We start from the raw sequence: 18,491 nt of genomic DNA, 5'->3' as shown, positions 1-18,491 counted from the left end.
GATTTTCAACCGCGATCGCACACCAAACATGTAGGGGCGGGTTTAGGGATTACATGAGGAAACCTACCTCAAATTCAACCACAAAACCCGCCCTAATCCCAACCTGAAAAGGGATAACAAAACCCACCTGATTCCCAACCGCGATCGCATACCAAACATGTAGGGGTAATGAGAGGGTGGGGCAGGGCGGGTTTTGCAGAAAGGTTATTGGTTTCTGGGTTAAGTTTGTCCCTAAACCCGCCCCTACAAATGAAACCCGCCCTAATCCCAACCTGAAAAGGGATAACAAAACCGATCGGATTTTCAACCGCGATCGCACACCAAACATGTAGGGGCGGGTTTAGGGATTACATGAGGAAACCTACCTCAAATTCAACCACAAAACCCGCCCTAATCCCAACCTGAAAAGGGATAACAAAACCCACCTGATTCCCAACCGCGATCGCACACCAAACATGTAGGGGCGGGTTTAGGGATTACATGAGGAAACCTACCTCAAATTCAACCACAAAACCCGCCCTAATCCCAACCTGAAAAGGGATAACAAAACCCACCTGATTCCCAACCGCGATCGCACACCAAACATGTAGGGGCGGGTTTAGGGATTACATGAGGAAACCTACCTCAAATTCAACCACAAAACCCGCCCTAATCCCAACCTGAAAGGGGATAACAAAACCGATCGGATTTTCAACCGCGATCGCATACCAAACATGTCGCGGTAGTGAGAGGTGGGGCAGGGCGGGTTTTGCAGAAAGGTTATTGGTTTCTGGGTTAAGTTTGTCCCTAAACCCGCCCCTACAAATGAAACCCACCCCTACAAATGAAACCTGCCCTAATCCCAACCGCTAAATATCCTTAAGCGCCATAATAGGCGGGTTCATTCCCTGGCTTCCATTTGATGTTGCAGCCGATACTGGGCTTTTGTTCTTCACTGACGGGAGACTGTGCTAATACCGCATCGATCGCGGATCGCAGATCCTTACCTGTCACAGGTTGATCATTCCCTGGGCGGCTATCGTCGAATTGTCCCCGGTAGACGAGTTTGCGATCGCGATCGAACACAAAGAAGTCTGGCGTACAGGCGGCGGTATAGGCTTTCGCTGTTTCCTGGCTTTCGTCATAGCACAAGGGAAACGTCAATCCTAATTCTTGTGCCATTTCCTTTAACTTCTCAGGCGCATCATCGGGGTGAGTCGTAGCATCGTTGGCGCTAATTGCTACAATCCCCAGATCTGCATCCTGGTAGTCTCGACCTAGTTTAGCTAATTCACCCTGAACATGCTTGACAAATGGGCAATGACGGCAGAGAAATATCACCACTAATCCCTGTTTCCCTGCAAACGTGTCTAAGGATATCGTTTCGCCCGATACCACATCGGGTAACTGGAATTCTGGGGCTTTGTTGCCTAGAGGTAACATGGTTGAGGCTGTGAGTGCCATGATTTTAACTCCTTTGCTGACTAATTAGAGGGTTGGATTGTTGAACATACAGGTGGGAATGATTACTCAACGAGATATTGTTCAGTTTTGGGCGTTGGGTTGAGAATGCTATTTGACGGTGTTGATTGAAGTGTAGCGTCAGTTATTAGCCGCGCCCGTTAATCATGATGTTTATCAAAAAATTTTGACCATTTCAGCCTCGATTGCCGATGCTAACTGAATTTATGTGTTTGAGAATAATTGTGATGAAACGCCCCTACCCATTAATCAGGGCGGGTTTTGAATAAATGCTATCATCCATCGCAACAGGAAAATCCCTAAACCCGCCCCCACATATAAATAATGGTGCGTCTCAACACTCCCCACTTCTCCAATCCCCAATCTATTCTGCTTTTGCTGAATTGGATGATCCCGCCTCAGCGGTTTCTTCACTATTGGGTAACTCCAGACAGTATCCCGCACCGTATACTGTTTTAATATATTGGGGATGACGCGGATCAGGTTCGAGTTTGGTTCTCAGGTGACGCACATGGACGCGAATGGTTTCAATATCGTCATCTGGATCATATCCCCAGACTTCTTTGAGAATTTCACTGGGAGAAACCGTTTGACCATGACGCTGTAACAAGCAGTGTAGCAGTTCAAATTCCAGGTGGGTTAATTTGACCGTCTGATTAAACCAAATCGTCTCAAACCGTTCTGGAATCAGGGTCAAAGGACCATAGTTGAGGATTTCCGTATGCTTGGCGGCTTGGGGGATGCGGTCAGTACGTCGCAGTAAGGCGCGTACCCGTGCTAGCATTTCTTCGAGTTCAAAGGGTTTGGTCAGATAATCGTCCGCACCAGCATTAAACCCTTCTACCTTATCCTGCGTTTGACCCAAAGCTGTCAACATCAACACGGGAATATCTGTGGTGCGTTCATCCCGACGCAACCGTTGGCAAACGGTAAAGCCATCGACTCGAGGGAGCATTAAGTCTAGCATGATCAGGTCAGGCTGGAGTTGCAGCGCTAGCGCCTGACCCTTGATACCATCGGGTGCTTGGTGAACTTCGTATCCTGCCATTTCTAGGTTAATGGAGACGAGTTCTGAGATTGCGGGATCGTCATCGATTAAAAGGATTCTATGCATCACTTAAGTGGTTACTAATAGGACTTGTTAAGGTTGGATAAGAACTGTGACAGAAAACTACAGATACTGTACCGATTATAAGCGCTGATTCTAAACTACTTGTGAAGAAAATGGAAATTTTCTGTTTTTTTTCGGGAAATAAGGTATAATATTGAGTTAGCTTTGAGCAATACCCTTTTTGTCCCAGCGACCGGAACGTCACGGCTACGCCAATATAGGCGAAGCCTTGCCAAAGGGTAGTTTGCTAGGTAAAGACTGGATTATCAAGGGGGTAATCAACCCGGATTTGGTATCAGAGAGTGGGTTAGCGATCGCTCTTATTACTGATCATCATTTTCTTCAGATGACTTCCGGTTCGATTCTTTTTTCAACTTCTCAAGTTCACGCTGCGTTTGCTCTTTCCCCCGCGTTGCCTCTTTGTAATTGGGTTGATACGTCAAAGCATTTTCATAAGAGGTCAAGGCTTCGTTGTATCGCTTCAGGTTAAATAAAGCATTAGCGCGACTATTCCAAGCTTGGTAATGGCTGCGCTTATGGGCAACAGCTTGGTCATACGCCGCGATCGCGTCTTGGTATTGCTCCAATGTATAGAAGACATTCCCCCGGTTATACCAGGCTTGCTCAGAATTGGGTCTCAGTTTCACCGCCTTCTCGTAAGCCATTAACGCTTCATCATAACGCTGCAATTGATGCAACGCCCAAGCCCGACCATACCACGCCTCATAACTGTTGGGCTGAAGTTTAACCGCTTGTTCAAATGCGGCTAACGCCTCTTGATATTGATTTAAATTATTCAAAATACTGCCCTGACTGTACCACGCCCGGTAAAAATCTGGCTGGAACTGAACCGCTTTCTGGTAAGAGTCCACCGCGTCACGATGTTTGTTCAAATTAACAAACGCATTACCTCGTTGATACCAATATTCGGCGGAATCGGGCTTATGTTCCACCGCTTTGTCATAAGATTTAATCGCCTCTTCGTACTGTTGTAAATTATGTAATGCCCAACCGCGCCGATACCAGGCTGAGGAATAATTGGGTTGAATCTCTAAGGCTTTATCGTAAGATGCGATCGCCGCCGAATAGCGCTGTAACTTCATCTGTACCATGCCGCGACGTTCCCAGGTTTCCACGTCCTCCGGTTGCAGTTTCGTGACCTGATCAAAGGCACTAATCGCCGCTTCATAACGCTGCAATGCAGCTAACGCCTCTCCTCGCCCTTTCCAAGCCTCTGGATACTCACGCTGAATCTGAATCGCCTGATCATACGCATCCAACGCCGCCTCAGACTGACCCAATGCCAAAAGCGCATCCCCTTGACCCAGCCAAGCTTCAGCATAGTCCGGTTGCAGTTCAACCGCACGATTATAAGCACTGAGGGCGTCCTCATACCGCCTCAACTCCAGCAGTGTTTCACCTCGATTATAGGATTGGGTGGCATTAGTAGAATTAATCCAGTTAATAATCGCCACTGTCGCCCCTCCCCCACCAGCAATTACCGCCATGGCAATTAATAGGACAACGATCAGTTTCTTCCGTTTAGAAGATTGAGTCACAGGCGATGACGCAGAAGCAGCGCCTAAAGCCACCGTCGCCTTCGTGGGTTGAGTCAAGTCATTCAACGCCTGCAGAGCCGCCTCCGCCGAGGGATAGCGTTCGCGAAAATCGTAGCGGATCATTTTATCTAGGACTTTTGCCAACTCGGGACGAACCGACGTGCGATCGCGCCAGCAAATTTCTCCACTGTCGGGATCAGTTGGCAGTTCCTGAGGCGTTACCCCCGTTAAAGCCTGAATCCCCACAATTCCCACTGCATAGATATCACTACTCAAACGGGGATTCCCATTCGCTTGTTCACTGGGTCGATATCCCGGCGTACCAATCGCCACCGTAAAGCTAGAGGATTGTCCCTGCACCACCTGAGTGCTAACTTGTTTCACCGCGCCAAAATCAATTAGGACTAACTTACCATCCGATTTACGCCGGATCAGGTTATGGGGATTAACATCTCGGTGAATCACATGATGCTGATGAACAAAGGCTAATATAGTTAAGATTTCCTGCAACAGATCAATTACCTGCTGATCTGACCACTGCGTTCCCGGCGTCAATTCCTGACTCAGATTATCTCCTTCAACCAGTTCCTGCACCAAATAGAATTCTTGACTCTCTTCAAAATAGGCAAATAGCTGGGGAATTTGGTGATGATGACCCAACTGATGCAGGATTTTAGCTTCCGTTTCAAACAAACGCCGCGCCGTCTGCAACGTAAACGGGTCAGTCGCTTGGGGTTTGAGTTGCTTCACCACACAATCGCGATCGCTAGGCAAATGTTGGTCTTGGGCAACAAATGTAGCACCAAACCCACCTTGTCCCAGTTGCCGCACAATATTATAGCGTCCACCAATTGTTTGTCCGAGAGCCAAGTTCATTGGTTTTATCAAGCCAATCCCAGCATTGCCATGCAGTAATGATATGATTGATTCTTACACAAAATTTTGCCAATCCCTTCCCCAGCTTCCCCAGCTCCCCCAGCTTCCAGACGCGCCATGGCACGTCTCTACATTGCTCCCCCAGCTCCCCCAGCTCCCCCAGCTCCCTACCTCCCAGCCAATTTCTGAATTCCATGACATTGATGTAACTCCCCATTGGGCATCGTCGTACCGCTTAAATTCGCCCCTTCCAGATTTGTCTGACTCAAAGAAGCCCCTTGTAAGTTAGCGCCACTGAGAATCGCCTCACTCAAATTTGCGTCCTGCAAGTTGGCATCACGGAAGTCTGTCCAACGCAAATTAGCCTTACTTAAATTGACCCGACTCAGATTCGCCCCTTGTAAATTTTCTCTCTTGAGATTAACACCGCTTAAATCCACTCCGGCGAGAGAGACATCAGGCGCAATTAAATAAGCACCCCCTCGCTGAGGATCGAACGCTGCAGGAAAATCAGTTTGTAGATTGTACAGACTGCTTTGCCACTTAACTTGCTCCAGATTTGCCTCACTTAAATCAGCTTCAAATAAATAACTGCGACTTAGATTGCTGCGACTGAGATTAGCGCCAATTAACAGAGAACCCCGCAGATCCCCACCCAATAGCTTAACCTGGCAGAGGTTAGCACCATTGAGATCAGCGCCCATCAACCGGGCAAAACTTAAATTAGCCCCAGTTAAATCCACACCCGTCAACGTGGCAAAACTCAAATCAGCCGCCACTAAATTCGCTCCCATCAAATCAGCACCACTCAAGTCAGCACCTCGCAGATTGGCTCCTTGCAAGTCAACTCCCTGCAAATTGGCATTATGTAGGGTAGCGCGGCTCAAGTTAGCCTGGACTAATGTCGTTTGGCTCAGGTTTGCATGAGTTAAATCGACCGCTCTCAGAGTCGCACCCATCAGGTTGACTCCATTAACGTCGATGAGAAAAAAATCTCGTTCGCCAGCTTGGTATCTACTCAATAGTTCATCAGGGTTCATCTGAATCTACCTTTATTGTGGCTAACCCTTAGTCGTCTCGTTGCGGAGTTTGTACAGCCAATGCCCATTTAATTCTCTACAAATAATTGAAAGGCTGAGTAGAGAGCGTCAACGAGGGTTAATAGATCGGATGCTTTGGCGGCATTCACAGCAACTTGACCAACTTGAGTCGTGACTTATTTGCCAGTAGATGCGCTGACCTGATTTATTTTCTCGACAGATCAGTCTTAATCATAGTATTAATTTCAAGATTAGGAACCAACCTAACCAAAGCTTTTCGAGTTCCCTCCCCTTATCAAGGGGAGGGTTAGGGTGGGGTCAGATCAAGGTATTGCAGAGTTTTTAGCTCGAATTATAGCGAAGACAGCGCAACTACGAACTTGATTGTTACATGGATTACTTATTTGGGGTGATGGGAATATATCTAGGTTGAACCATAACCCGCTCTAACCAACTAACGTAACTGAGTGCAGAAACTGTTAAACAGCAGTTGAATCTATTGCTGTGTAAGAATCTTAAGCTGTTCGGCATTTAAACCTTAATATCAATAATGGCGCAATCCTTGTAGGGCGTTAAGCGAAGCCATGCCGCAGGCTTTGCATCTTGCTCGCTACTAATACCCAATTTAAATGCATGACAGCTTAGCCTTGCCGTGTTCGTTGATTTTCATCTCTCATACAAGTTACAGTCAAAGAGATAATCTGTCATGCTGAGCGGAGTCCTGAGCAAAGCGAAGGAACAGTAGCGAAGCATCTCAAAGATTCTGACGCTCGCTCCTCAATATAGCGAGAGCTTCACATTTCGCTCAGAATGACATGTTAGAACCCAACTTCGTATCAGCACATCCTACTGATGCAGATAATTTACTGTTGTTCCGCGTTAATCCATATTTTTGCTTTATTGTCAATACCTTTTTCTTGAAGATTGCGTGAAGATTAAGGGCTAGGTCAGTAGAGGACTTCATTATAAATTCATCTTATGAATCGGACGTGTTTGCGTTGTTTCAGGGATTCTATTTGTTTAATAAAAGTAAACTTTAATTTTAAGTTTTTTAAAGACTTTTCCCAATTTTGCTTTTAACAAGGGAAATTCATGGTTTTATTACAGCAATTTTATTTTTAACAATTAGTTACAACGATAATTATGTAAGCAAATTCCCTTCTGTCAACCGTCCAAAAAATAACAATTGTCAACTATAAGTCTGTTCAAATTGAACATTATACAGAAAAAACAACAAAACCTTAAACCGCATGGTTTAAGAGTTGTTAAAAACTATTGAATGGCGATGTAATTCAGGTAAAATTTTCTCTTTATAAGAACTAGACCCCGCCGAAGCCGAAGCCTTGACGGGCGATCGCGCCCCCTTAGTCGTCAAGTTAGCCTCCCAGCAGGGGTTTAATTTTTCTGTTGACGATTTAAGAACCGTTGTTGATGCGTTTGGGCGATATCAGTTAGGAGAACTATCTGAAGCAGAGTTCTCGCAACGCATTGGATTATCCAACCTCGATCAAGGAACACAAGAGAGTATTCCCTCGATTAAAAAGACATTAGAATTTGTCTATCGGGGAACTCGCTATCAACGAATTAATGGGAAACTCGTTCCTGTTATCCAACCCACTAATTCTACGCCCAGTGTGCTGCAATTTATGCAAAAGACATCGGAAGATCAGGGCTTACAGCAACAATTAGCTACTCTGTTGGGCGTTGGCGATGGGGATATCAGTAGTCAAATGGAACTCGATGCTCAAGAAGCCGACGCCTTAACAGGCGATCGCGCCCCCTTAGTTGTCAAGTTTGCCGCCCAACAAGGGTTTAACTTTTCCGTTGAAGACTTAAGAACAACGGTAGATGCGTTTCAACAGTATCAATCAGGCGAAATATCGGCTAACGATTTCTCAAAGATTATTTGTGTATCTAACCTAGATCAGGGGACAAAAGAAAGTATCTCCTCAATTACCAAGACATTAGACTATGTATATCGGGGGACTCGTTATAAACGCATTAATGGTAAGCTAGTCCCCGTACATGAATCGGTGAATTCTACACCCAATGTCCTGCAATTTATGCAGAAAACGGCTGACGATCCGGAAGTTAAACAAAAATTAGGAGCATTATTGGGAGTCGGTGACGGCGACATAAGTAGCTATTCCGAATTGGATCAGCAAGAAGCCGCTGCGTTAATCGGCGATCGCGCCCCGTTAGTGGTAAAATTTGCGGCTCAACATGGGTTTGACTTTTCCGTTGAACAACTCACAACGGTTGTTGATGCCTTTGTGCGATATAAATCCGGAGAACTATCTGATCAGGAGTTAGCTAAAGTTCTGGGCTTGTCTGATCAAGGGATACCAGCAAGTTTACCCTCAATTAAACAAACTCTAGAGTTTGTCTATCGCGGAACTCGTTACCAAAAAATTAATGGACAATTGGTTCCCGTGGAAAAACCAGCAACGACTGTTCCCCAAGTGTTACAGTTTATGCAGAAAACCGCCGAAGATAAACAACTCCAACAACAACTGGGAACATTACTCGGTGTTGGCGATGGAGACATTAGTAGTTATTCAGAACTCGACGCCGCAGAAGCGCAAGCCCTCACGAATAATGCTCCAGTGGTGGTAGACTTTGCTAGGAAACAAGGTTTTGAGTTTTCTGTAGACGATTTAACTCGGGTGGTTGATGCGTTTGCACAGTATCAGTCTGGTGAATTATCTGAGAAGGAGTTCTCCAAAATTATTGGCTTTTCCAGTCAAGGAACCAAAGAAAGTTTTCCTGCACTGAAAAAGCTCGTCAGTTTTCTATCAGGTGGTGCGGGTTCCCCTAACTAGGGGCTGCGGAATAAGTCTTTTGGTGAGGGGAAGCAGGGGAAGCTGGGGGAGCTGGGGGAGCTGGGGAAGCATGTAGAGACGTAGGTAGCATTCTACGTCTGGGAGCAAGGGTAAATTTTCCCTGAGCAAGGTGATGCCATAGGTTGGAAGGATGCTACCCCATTTCCTTTGGTATCAACAATAAACTGAGTTGCCCAGAAAAGCCCAGAAAACTCCCCCAGAAAAAACACCGATCTCCAGTGAGGAAATCCGTAATATTCATATCTAGCCAATAGTGAATTAGTCCAAATAGCCCATGAGTTCATCACTCGATTCAGTCGCATTAGCCGCAATCGGACGATTATTTGGTAAAGGCTGAACATCCAGCGCGGTTACATTTTGATTTCGTCTCGCTAGCGCTTGTTGTGTCTCAGCTTGAGTGTTTTTATTTTTGGTTGTTGTTCTATCTGCCATAATCTATTCTGCTAAATGGGCTTCTTATCCCAAAATCGCTACAAAATATTACAATTGTTTCATATTTTAACAATTATGTGCGAAAAAGAAAAATTCACCGCAGAAAGGCTTCAGGGCAGAGAGTAGAGGGCAGAAGGGATTGATCCCGATAGCTTCTGCTCTCTTAACTCCCTGATCATCCCATCACTCCGTTATCTGATTCATCACCGATTCAAAATCTGTCACCGCACCCAAACTGCTAGAAGACACTAATTTGGCATACTTCGCCAGCACTCCTTTGGTATATCGGGGTTTGGCAGGTTGCCACTTGGCGCGGCGTTGTTGCAGTTCCTGATCGGATATATTAATCTGTAATAATCGCGCCGGAGCATCAATCGTAATCGAATCCCCTTCTTCGACTAACGCGATCGCACCCCCAACGGCGGCTTCTGGGGCAACATGACCGACCACCATACCATAGGTCCCACCAGAAAAGCGACCATCGGTAATTAATCCCACGGAATCCCCTAAGCCAGCACCAATAATTGCTGAGGTTGGCGCTAACATTTCCCGCATTCCCGGACCTCCTTTGGGTCCCTCATAACGCACCACAATCACATCTCCAGCTTGAATCTTACCCGCCAAAATTGCATCCAGACAGGCTTCCTCGGATTCAAAGACTCGTGCTGGACCCGTAATTTGGGGGGTTTTCACGCCTGTAATCTTCGCCACCGCACCTTCGGTTGCCAAATTTCCTTTTAAAATCGCCAAATGTCCTTGAGTATACATGGGATTATCCCAGGGACGAATCACATCTTGATCTGAGGGTGGTTCCTCAGGTACATCGGCTAAGACTTCCGCTAGGGTTTGCCCCGTAATCGTTAATGCCTCACCATGTAACAAATCATGAACCAGCAGCATTTTCATCACTTGGGGAATACCACCCGCCTGATGTAAGTTTGTCGCTACATATCTGCCACTGGGTTTAAGATCACACAGAACCGGAACTTTAGCACGAATGGTTTCAAAGTCATCCAGGGATAACTCTACCCCGATCGCCCGCGCAATTGCCAGTAAATGCAGTACCGCATTCGTTGATCCACCCACTGCCATAATTACCGAGATGGCATTTTCAAAGGCTTGGCGGGTTAAAATCTGCTTAGGCAGGATTTGCTGACGAATCGCATCAACCAGAACAAACGCCGATTTTTCCGTACTATCTGCTTTTTCGGCATCTTCCGCCGCCATCGTCGAGGAATAGGGTAAACTCATCCCCATGGCTTCAAATGCCGAGGACATAGTGTTAGCCGTGAACATCCCCCCACAAGAACCCGCACCAGGACAAGCATTTCGTTCGACGGCTACCAGTTGTTCTTCTGTAATCTTACCCGCGCTATGTTGTCCCACTGCTTCAAAGGCGCTGACAACGGTTAAATCTTGTCCATCCAGATGTCCGGGTTTAATCGTTCCCCCATAGACAAAAATAGCGGGAATATTCAGCCGCGCGATCGCAATCATCGCCCCGGGCATATTCTTATCACAGCCACCAATTGCCAGCACCCCGTCCATACTTTGACCATTACAGACGGTTTCGATGGAGTCAGCAATCACTTCCCGTGACACCAGGGAATATTTCATCCCCTCAGTACCCATAGAGATACCATCGCTAATCGTAATAGTACCAAAGACTTGCGGCATCGCCCCCGCTTGTTTCAGTCCGGCTTCTGCCCTTAGCGCTAAATCATTGATGCCCATATTACAGGGCGTGATTGTACTATAACCATTCGCTAACCCAACAATTGGCTTAGTAAAATCGCGATCGCTAAAACCGACAGCACGAAGCATGGCACGATTTGGCGATCGTTGCACACCTTGGGTAACGACTTGACTTCTCAGGTTGTCTGACATTGGCTTACTTTCCTTCGTTATTCGTCATTTGTCTTATGTCATTTGTCAGGGAATAGGGAACAGGGTAATAGGCTATAGAAATTTTGTCTCCCAGCTTCCCCATCTCCCCCAGCTTCCCCAGCTTCCCCAGCTCCCCCCGCTCCCCCCGCTCCCCCTGCACCCCCTGCTCCTCATCACCTACCCTGCTACAGGACAATTTCTTCATTATCACTCACGACTCACCAATCATGAATCCCTTACGGTAAACTTGATGACTTAATGCCTTTGATGCACATCTACCTAGGCAATCAAAACACGATTATGGATGCCGATGAACTGCTGAGACGATATGCAGTAGGGGAACGGGACTTCAGACGAGTTAATCTTAGAAACGCCTCCCTGATTGGTGCTGATCTGACTCATGCCAACCTACGAGGATCTGACTTAAGCCAAAGCAATCTAACTGGGGCGTCTCTCAAACTTGTCAACTTTCGAGAAGCCAATCTCACTCAAATCACCTTACGTGGCGCAGATTTGGTCGAAGCGAACCTAATTTCGAGTAACTTAACCCAAGCTAATCTTAGTGAAGCCAATTTAATCAATGCCAGTTTGCGAGCATCTACCTTGAATGGTGCGAATCTCAGTCGTGCCAATCTGTCGGAAGCCATTCTCAGTGAGGCAATCATGCGGGAAGCTAACTTAAATCAGGCAAAATTGATAGACGCTTCACTCAGTCGCACCAATCTTTCTTATGCTACATTAATTAGCGCCAATTTAGAAAAGGCGAATTTGACAAATGCGATTCTTCTAGAGACAAACTTAAAACAGGCAAATCTGAACAAAGCCCTGTTACATGGTGCTAACTTTACCCAGGCAGACTTAACTGAAGTCGATTTAAGTCAGGCTCGGCTTAATGGCGTTAACTTGACCAGAGCGATACTCGTTGGGGCTAAACTCAGAGGCGTAAGTATTTGTTGGACAACCCTACGAGGTGCTAATCTTAGCAAAGCTAATTTATATCGCGCCAAACTATGCTGGTCTAATTTAACTGAAGCAATTTTACTAGAAACCGTTTTACTCGATGCCAATATGGATCAGGTTAACCTACGCGGTGCGACATTAACCGGGGCGATATTACCCGATGGATCAAGTTATGAGTGAGGGAAGGCAACAGGAAACAGGGAACAAGGGATTAATTTTTTTCGACAACTCTTAACTCAGGTGACAAAATTTATGTCCAGGAGTAGTGGGCTGACACAGCTAAAATTGTGGAATAGATTTGACGTTTAACCCTTCGACTTCGCTCAGGGTTAAACCGGGCGCAAGGATGGTGCCCCTACAATGCTAATCCACTAATTAAGGTGTGCCACGCCAGTAGGGTGGGCACTGCCCACTGGGTTGATAACCAAATAAGCATTTTAGTCCATTTTAATGGACTTAAGCTTTGAGCCAAGAACTTGAGTTCTTGGCGGATGATGTGGGAGTCTTAAAATGGTGTAATATCTCAATATGATTCGGATCAAAACCTGGAAACAATTTGGACTATTTGCCCTGTTGGGATGGCTGTTGAGTTGGCTGGTAAGCTGTAGCCCCGCCCCCGCCCCCTCAGCCGCTGGAGAAATAGAGTTCTGGACAATGCAGCTTCAGCCTCAGTTTACCGAGTATTTTAATCAAGTTATCGGTGACTTTGAAGCCGACAACCCAGACGTAAACGTGCGCTGGGTGGATGTCCCTTGGGCAGAAATGGAGCGTAAAATATTAACCGCCGTATCCGCAAAAACAGCACCGGATGTGGTTAACTTAAATCCCAGCTTTGCCTCCCAGCTTGCCACTCGTAATGCTTGGTTAGAGTTAGAAGAGACAATCCCCGATGAAATTCGGCAGCAATATTTACCCAAAATCTGGCAAGCCAGTACGATTGATAATCAAAGTTTTGGTATCCCCTGGTATCTAACCACACGGGTAACGATTTACAATCAAGATTTACTTAAGCAAGCCGGAATTAGTCAACCGCCCACAACCTATACTGAATTGGCAGAGGTTGCCCAGCAGGTGAAAGATAAGACAGGGAAATATGCCTTTTTTGTCACCTTTATCCCCGATGATTCCAGTGAAGTGTTGGAATCCTTTGTGCAGATGGGCGTGCAGTTAGTCGATGCAGAAGGAAAAGCTGCCTTTAATACGCCGGAAGGAATTGCAGCCTTTAAGTATTGGGTAGACTTGTATCAAAAAGGACTCTTACCGCGAGAAGTTCTCACCCAAGGACATCGAAATGCGATTGAATTATATCAAGCGGGAGAGACAGCATTACTAGCATCCGGTGCGGAATTCTTAAAAACCATTGAAACCAACGCCCCCGACATTGCCAAAGTATCAGCGACATCCCCTCAAATTACTGGAAAAACAGGGAAAAAGAATGTGGCGGTAATGAATTTAGTCATTCCACGGGATACAAATAATCCAGAGGATGCCTTAAACTTTGCTCTATTTGTGACAAATACCGAGAATCAGTTAGCCTTTGCTCAAGCCGCAAATGTTTTACCGTCAACCATTGCAGCAGTGGAACAGTATCAAGCGCAATTGTCAAGTAATCCGAATGCTTCACCCGTAGAACAAGCACGGGCAATTAGTGCCAATCAGTTAACAGAGGCGGAGGTATTAGTACCAGCGATGAAGGATTTAAATAAGTTACAAGCCGCAATTTATGAGAACTTACAGGCAGCAATGTTAGGAGAAAAGGAGGTAGAACAAGCGGTAGCTGATGCAGCCCAGATGTGGGATAGTTTGTATGTAGTAAGGGCTTTAGCCCTTCATCGCTCCAACGTAGGAACTAACCTCAAAGTTATATCGGCGCTGAAGCGCAACTACGAACCGAGGAAGTAACCCACCAGATAAAGAGAACCGCACAGGACAATGGTAGAATCAGCAGCAGTGGCTGTCGCCGCTTGCAGTCCAGCCTCTAAGTTAGGATAGGTGTGACAATCAGCAAGAGTAGGACAAACCGATCGCGCGATCGCACTCAATTCTTCGGGTTCGGCTGAACTATGATCAGGCACAGGAACCAAGTAAACGCGATCGCCCCCTCGAAGTAACGCCCGAAAAATCCCCTCATGCTCTTTAGTTGAGAGTATCCCCATTACCCAAGTTACAGGCGTATTCAGCGTATCCACATACTCACGCAACGCTGTCGCCGCAGCCGGATTATGAGCGCCATCCACCAATAGGCGATAATTCTTCCATTCAGTCCATTGTAAACGTCCCAACCATTGCGTCTTTGCCATCCCCGAAACAATCGCAGAATCAGGGATTTGCCAACCTTGACGAATCAGGGATTGGAAAGTCGCGATCGCCACAGCAGAATTGGTTAGCTGAATCTCCCCCAGCAAGGGTAATGGATAGGTTATCCCCGCATAACTTGCCCATAACGGCGCGTCTGCATTTTGATGTAGGGGCGGGTTTAGGGACTTAGGTGTCGCGATTGATGATAACCTTGGTTCAAAACCCGCCCTGACTACAGTTTGCCGATTGAATTTTTGGGCAGGTTCTACCCAGGTTACCGGACAATTTAACTGCTCAATCCGAGATTGGACAACAGCTTTCGCTTCCGGTGGGAGAGGGGCGATAATCGCCGGACAATTGGCTTTCAGGATACCCGCTTTCTCTGTAGCGATTTGACTCAGCGTCGAACCCAAAACCTGCCAATGTTCCCGACTAATTGAGGTAATAATCGTCGCCAAAGGCTGATCACAGACATTCGTCGCATCCAGGCGTCCCCCCAACCCCACCTCAATTACCGCAATATCCACCTGTTTCTGGGCAAAATATAACCAAGCCGCCGCCGTAATCACTTCAAACTGCGTCGGCGACTCTTCGCTATCTGGGGGAACCGCCGCTTGCACCTGTTCTAGAACGTTTACCAATTCTGCCGTAGAAATTGGGTATTGATTAATACAGATCCGTTCCGTCCAATCAATTAAATGAGGAGAGGTATAGCGTCCCACCCGATACCCCGCTTCACTGAGAACCGAGGAAAGATAGGCGCAAACCGAACCCTTCCCATTGCTTCCCGCCACATGAATCATCGGGATACGCTGATGGGGATTCCCTAACGCCGCCAGAAGTCGCTGGATGCGTTCTAAACCCAGGTGAACACCAAAACGTTGATAGGGTTGCAGCAGAGAATTAATATCCATACCAATACCAAACTCGTAGGGGCGCACCGACGTGCGCCCTTGTCCATAACCGACGTGCGCCCTGATAGGCTGGCTACAGCCCCACCGTTGAAGGTTATTTCCCTCTGGCTTCTCAGACGTATCATGGTACGTCTCTACACTGCTTCGCTGCTTCCCTCTGGCTCCCCTCTCCCAAGCTTGGGAGAGGGGCTGGGGGTGAGGGCTGACAAATGACAAAAAACTAATAACAATACTTACCCTCTTTGGGTGTCGGATTGTCTTCTGCCATGCGTAATGTTCCCAAAAGGGTAGAAACAAACACACAACGTTTAGCGTTACCTCCCTGCTTCGTTGTCAGTGTTAACCGCCCAAAGGGAGGAGGAGTATTGCCTTTGAAATCGAATTCTACCTTATATATGCCACCACTGGATTGTAAAGTCGTCTCGTTATCATCTAAACGAATATTAGGATCAAGACTTTGCCAATTGACTGTCGCTGGCGTAACCGTTTCAGGATGAACCGCCCACTGTACAATCTGATCCTGTTCCCGAAAACTAGCTTGCCAATCCCCTTTCTTCAGCTTGGCGTTACGTTTCGCCGCTTGCATCGCTTGGTAAACTTCATATTGCGCTGTATTCAAGCGCTGTATATTCGTAAAGTGTAGCCAAGCAGGGGCAGCGATCGCACTTAATATCCCAATTATGAAAACGACTACAATCAGTTCCAGCAACGTAAATCCAGCCGTGGCGCTAGGTACGGGTTTTGGAGTTGAATTATTTTGTCGCATAACCAAGTTACCCTGATTGAACTCATCATCGGGAGTTCCAGGCTACGATGTAACAACCCACTTTTATCAGGCGCAACATAAGGGTAATGGAAGCCTATCACCTTTAGTCTTGGTGTAGGGGCGACCCGCTTGCACAAATCAACAACGGTATCCACTCAATTTGATCGGGTCGCCCTTTACCCAACCTGTCCTTGACAGGCTTCCAGGGTAATCAAGCCCGATTCAGTATAAAACCAATAAGCAGGTTACTCATCGCAATGGGAGCATCTTGCTCTGTTCGTAGTCAGCACGAAGCGTGCTTGGAAATAAAGCCATTTCAGGCACTAAAGTGCCTACTACTAACCTGATGAATAATCGGCTACAATTCTCAACAAATGGGATGCTCCTCTGGCAACTCCCATTTTGTATTTTGCGATAAGCGTCTTTCTCTGTACAGGGGAATGTCAAAAATGTTAATTTAATGAATCGTTTTGTCTTTAAAGTTAATAGAAGTTGATAATTTAATTCTATTTACCCATAAATCAAGACATCCACCACCAACAGAATCGCTATGGTGGTTACCCAGTACCCCTAACGACTTAAAAATTACGGTAAAGGACAAGTTGAATCTTTTTCTATCGCCATTGAGCCAATTAAGGTTTTAACAATGACACAGCGAGCCGTAGCTTCAATCGGTTGTGTACCTCCATTAGACTGGGGAATCGCTACAGTAACTCCTATCGATGTATCAGGAGCATTTCCTGCTACCTTGGCTAGATTTCCTTGATAATCAAATTGAATAGTTCTTTTCTTCGCGTCAGAGCTTAAATCACAGGTTGCCGGACTTACAATTGTGTTGGCTGTCGTATTAATGTTAGAACATAGAATCACTTGTCCGGCTTTAATATCTAAACCCTCATTCAAAGGTTTCCAGGGTATAGTTGTTGTTCCTTCTGGATAAACCGCTACCTTTAAATTATTTGAATCCGTTTTGAAACTAACGCTGTAACTCCGTTTCGTCCGCTTCGCTTCCCGCTGCGCTTCCTGCATCGCACTAAACACCCCATCATTCACTTTCGCCACCCGTTGACGGTTGACAAACGCTAGCCAACCCGGAGCGATAATCGCACTTAGAACTGCTATGATGAGTATCACCACAATCAGTTCTATCAGTGTAAACCCTTGTGCGCGGGAAGGGGAGTTCTTTGAGCGCGACGGCAATGTTTTAGACCCTAATGTTTTCCATAATAAAATTTTCGATAAAGTCCAGTCTTTCATACGACTCTCCTGGTTGTTAGCGACAAATTGGGTAGCTCATTAGTCAATATTCAGAAACCCCTTTCTTTGTATTTGCATCGTTGCCGTTGGGAAGTAGGTTGATGCTTCATCTCGATCAACATTATCCGTATCTTGCTGGATACGAGCTAAGGCATTTCCCCTTAAATACACTTGAGCTATAGTATTGTCTGGAGTATTAACACAGGCGTAGAACCCCCCTTCAAGATCAGATGCAGATTGGGTAGGACTCATCCCCACTGGGCAGGTTGGGGTTGGGGCGTTTTGGTCAATATAGTCTACAAGAATGTTAACGTTAGTATTATAACTATCCGGATGTTTCGTCCACTGATTCAGCTTTTGGCCTAAATTGCTGCCAGACACGGAAAGGTCGAAATTGGAGAAACCTTGGCTCGGTAACAAATCGTACTTGACCGTTGTCGTCCCTTCTGTTCTTGTTGCTGTGGCATTGGGATTACGGATGCCATCTCTGATTTCAAACCGACCAATTCGAGCTGTTTCATCTGACCAAAGACCATTGTTCTCCTCAATCAAATAGTAACCGACTAGAGAATAAATAAACGCATCATCATAAGTACCATCATTGCGTGTCAGGCTGGCGATGTTTAAATTTCCAACTTGTTGTCTATCCAGGTGTTGTCGCTTCCAGAAAACGAGAATCGGTTGACAAGTGGTTGTTGTATTGTCACAGCCAGTGGTTCCAGCCATTGGCGGTATTTGGTTTCTGATTCCCGATCGGGTAGCGGCGTTTAGTCCTGTATTGTTGATCTCGGTTAAACCCTGCTCATCATAGATATAAACAGCCTGCTGCAAATCTCTGGCGATGTAATCCAGTGCTGCCTGAAGTTCTTGCTCCGTAGTCGCTTTAGCTTGCTCTCTCCTGTCGGTTTGCAGGATATCGATCGCGAATCCTAATAAGGGTGTGATCACCAGAGCCGCGATAATAATGGCGACGAGCAGTTCAATCAGGGTAAAACCGCTCAAGTTTCGGGCTGATTGAGAGCGTTTCAACTGACTGGCTAGGATAAATTTCAGTGTTGCGAACATCTTGCGCTTTCCCTTCTTACTA

The 18,491-nt window shown here is 46.3% G+C and carries 13 protein-coding genes; 3 read left to right on the top strand and 10 right to left on the bottom strand.

Annotation, left to right across the window (positions count from 1 at the left end):
* Positions 1-858: 858 nt before the first annotated feature.
* The 4 genes from MC7420_RS08400 to MC7420_RS08385 all read right to left on the bottom strand — a co-directional run bounded on the left by MC7420_RS08400 (position 859) and on the right by MC7420_RS08385 (position 6,047).
* Entirely contained in the window at positions 859-1,443 is a 585-nt protein-coding gene (locus MC7420_RS08400) for a thioredoxin family protein (protein ID WP_006099870.1), read from the bottom strand.
* Between the two features lie 382 nt (positions 1,444-1,825).
* Complete coding sequence (locus MC7420_RS08395; RefSeq protein ID WP_006099647.1) at positions 1,826-2,575, bottom strand: response regulator transcription factor; 750 nt, start codon at positions 2,573-2,575, stop codon at positions 1,826-1,828.
* A 320-nt stretch (positions 2,576-2,895) separates the two neighbouring features.
* Positions 2,896-5,007 carry a tetratricopeptide repeat protein gene (locus tag MC7420_RS08390; RefSeq protein ID WP_006099942.1) on the bottom strand — a complete coding sequence of 704 codons (2,112 nt, stop codon included), beginning with the start codon at positions 5,005-5,007 and terminating at the stop codon, positions 2,896-2,898.
* Positions 5,008-5,174: 167 nt separating this feature from the next.
* Entirely contained in the window at positions 5,175-6,047 is an 873-nt protein-coding gene (locus MC7420_RS08385) for a pentapeptide repeat-containing protein (RefSeq protein WP_006099893.1), read from the bottom strand.
* Between the two features lie 1,343 nt (positions 6,048-7,390).
* On the opposite strand from MC7420_RS08385, the gene MC7420_RS41225 reads away from it, so the two are divergent.
* Positions 7,391-8,869, top strand: coding sequence for a Nif11-like leader peptide family natural product precursor (locus tag MC7420_RS41225; RefSeq protein ID WP_006099653.1), 1,479 nt, complete (start codon positions 7,391-7,393; stop codon positions 8,867-8,869).
* Positions 8,870-9,148: 279 nt separating this feature from the next.
* On the opposite strand, the gene MC7420_RS39360 is transcribed toward MC7420_RS41225, so the two are convergent.
* Both MC7420_RS39360 and ilvD read right to left on the bottom strand, forming a co-directional pair.
* Positions 9,149-9,322, bottom strand: a complete 174-nt coding sequence (locus tag MC7420_RS39360) for a hypothetical protein (protein ID WP_006099760.1) — start codon at positions 9,320-9,322, stop codon at positions 9,149-9,151.
* A gap of 183 nt (positions 9,323-9,505) precedes the next feature.
* A complete protein-coding gene (gene ilvD, locus MC7420_RS08375; RefSeq protein ID WP_006099706.1) occupies positions 9,506-11,209 on the bottom strand; it encodes a dihydroxy-acid dehydratase in 1,704 nt (567 codons plus the stop codon).
* A gap of 258 nt (positions 11,210-11,467) precedes the next feature.
* On the opposite strand from ilvD, the gene MC7420_RS08365 reads away from it, so the two are divergent.
* Together MC7420_RS08365 and MC7420_RS08360 are read left to right on the top strand one after the other, a co-directional pair.
* Positions 11,468-12,349: a pentapeptide repeat-containing protein gene (locus MC7420_RS08365; RefSeq protein WP_006099664.1), complete on the top strand. Its 882-nt coding sequence runs from the start codon at positions 11,468-11,470 to the stop codon at positions 12,347-12,349.
* 348 nt (positions 12,350-12,697) lie between these two features.
* The gene (locus tag MC7420_RS08360; RefSeq protein WP_006099848.1) at positions 12,698-14,071 is read left to right on the top strand and encodes an ABC transporter substrate-binding protein; all 1,374 of its coding nucleotides are present in this window, start codon (positions 12,698-12,700) and stop codon (positions 14,069-14,071) included.
* Here the strand turns inward: MC7420_RS08360 and MC7420_RS08355 are convergent.
* From MC7420_RS08355 to hpsC, 4 genes are all read right to left on the bottom strand, one after another.
* Positions 14,053-15,381: a bifunctional folylpolyglutamate synthase/dihydrofolate synthase gene (locus MC7420_RS08355; RefSeq protein ID WP_044206010.1), complete on the bottom strand. Its 1,329-nt coding sequence runs from the start codon at positions 15,379-15,381 to the stop codon at positions 14,053-14,055. The two genes, MC7420_RS08360 and MC7420_RS08355, sit on opposite strands and share 19 nt — an antisense overlap.
* A 220-nt stretch (positions 15,382-15,601) precedes the next feature.
* Positions 15,602-16,147 carry a type II secretion system protein gene (locus MC7420_RS08350; protein WP_006099961.1) on the bottom strand — a complete coding sequence of 182 codons (546 nt, stop codon included), beginning with the start codon at positions 16,145-16,147 and terminating at the stop codon, positions 15,602-15,604.
* Positions 16,148-16,732: 585 nt separating this feature from the next.
* On the bottom strand, positions 16,733-17,404 hold the full coding sequence (locus MC7420_RS08345; RefSeq protein ID WP_006099627.1) for a pilus assembly FimT family protein: 672 nt from the start codon (positions 17,402-17,404) through the stop codon (positions 16,733-16,735).
* Positions 17,405-17,443: 39 nt separating this feature from the next.
* Positions 17,444-18,469, bottom strand: coding sequence for a hormogonium polysaccharide secretion pseudopilin HpsC (hpsC, locus tag MC7420_RS08340; protein ID WP_044205860.1), 1,026 nt, complete (start codon positions 18,467-18,469; stop codon positions 17,444-17,446).
* Positions 18,470-18,491 lie beyond the last annotated feature (22 nt).

This window comes from Coleofasciculus chthonoplastes PCC 7420, from assembly GCF_000155555.1.
In the GTDB taxonomy this organism is placed as follows: domain Bacteria; phylum Cyanobacteriota; class Cyanobacteriia; order Cyanobacteriales; family Coleofasciculaceae; genus Coleofasciculus; species Coleofasciculus chthonoplastes_A.
The sequence above is the reverse complement of the archived record's forward strand: the minus strand, read 5'-3'. Positions and strand labels throughout refer to the sequence as shown.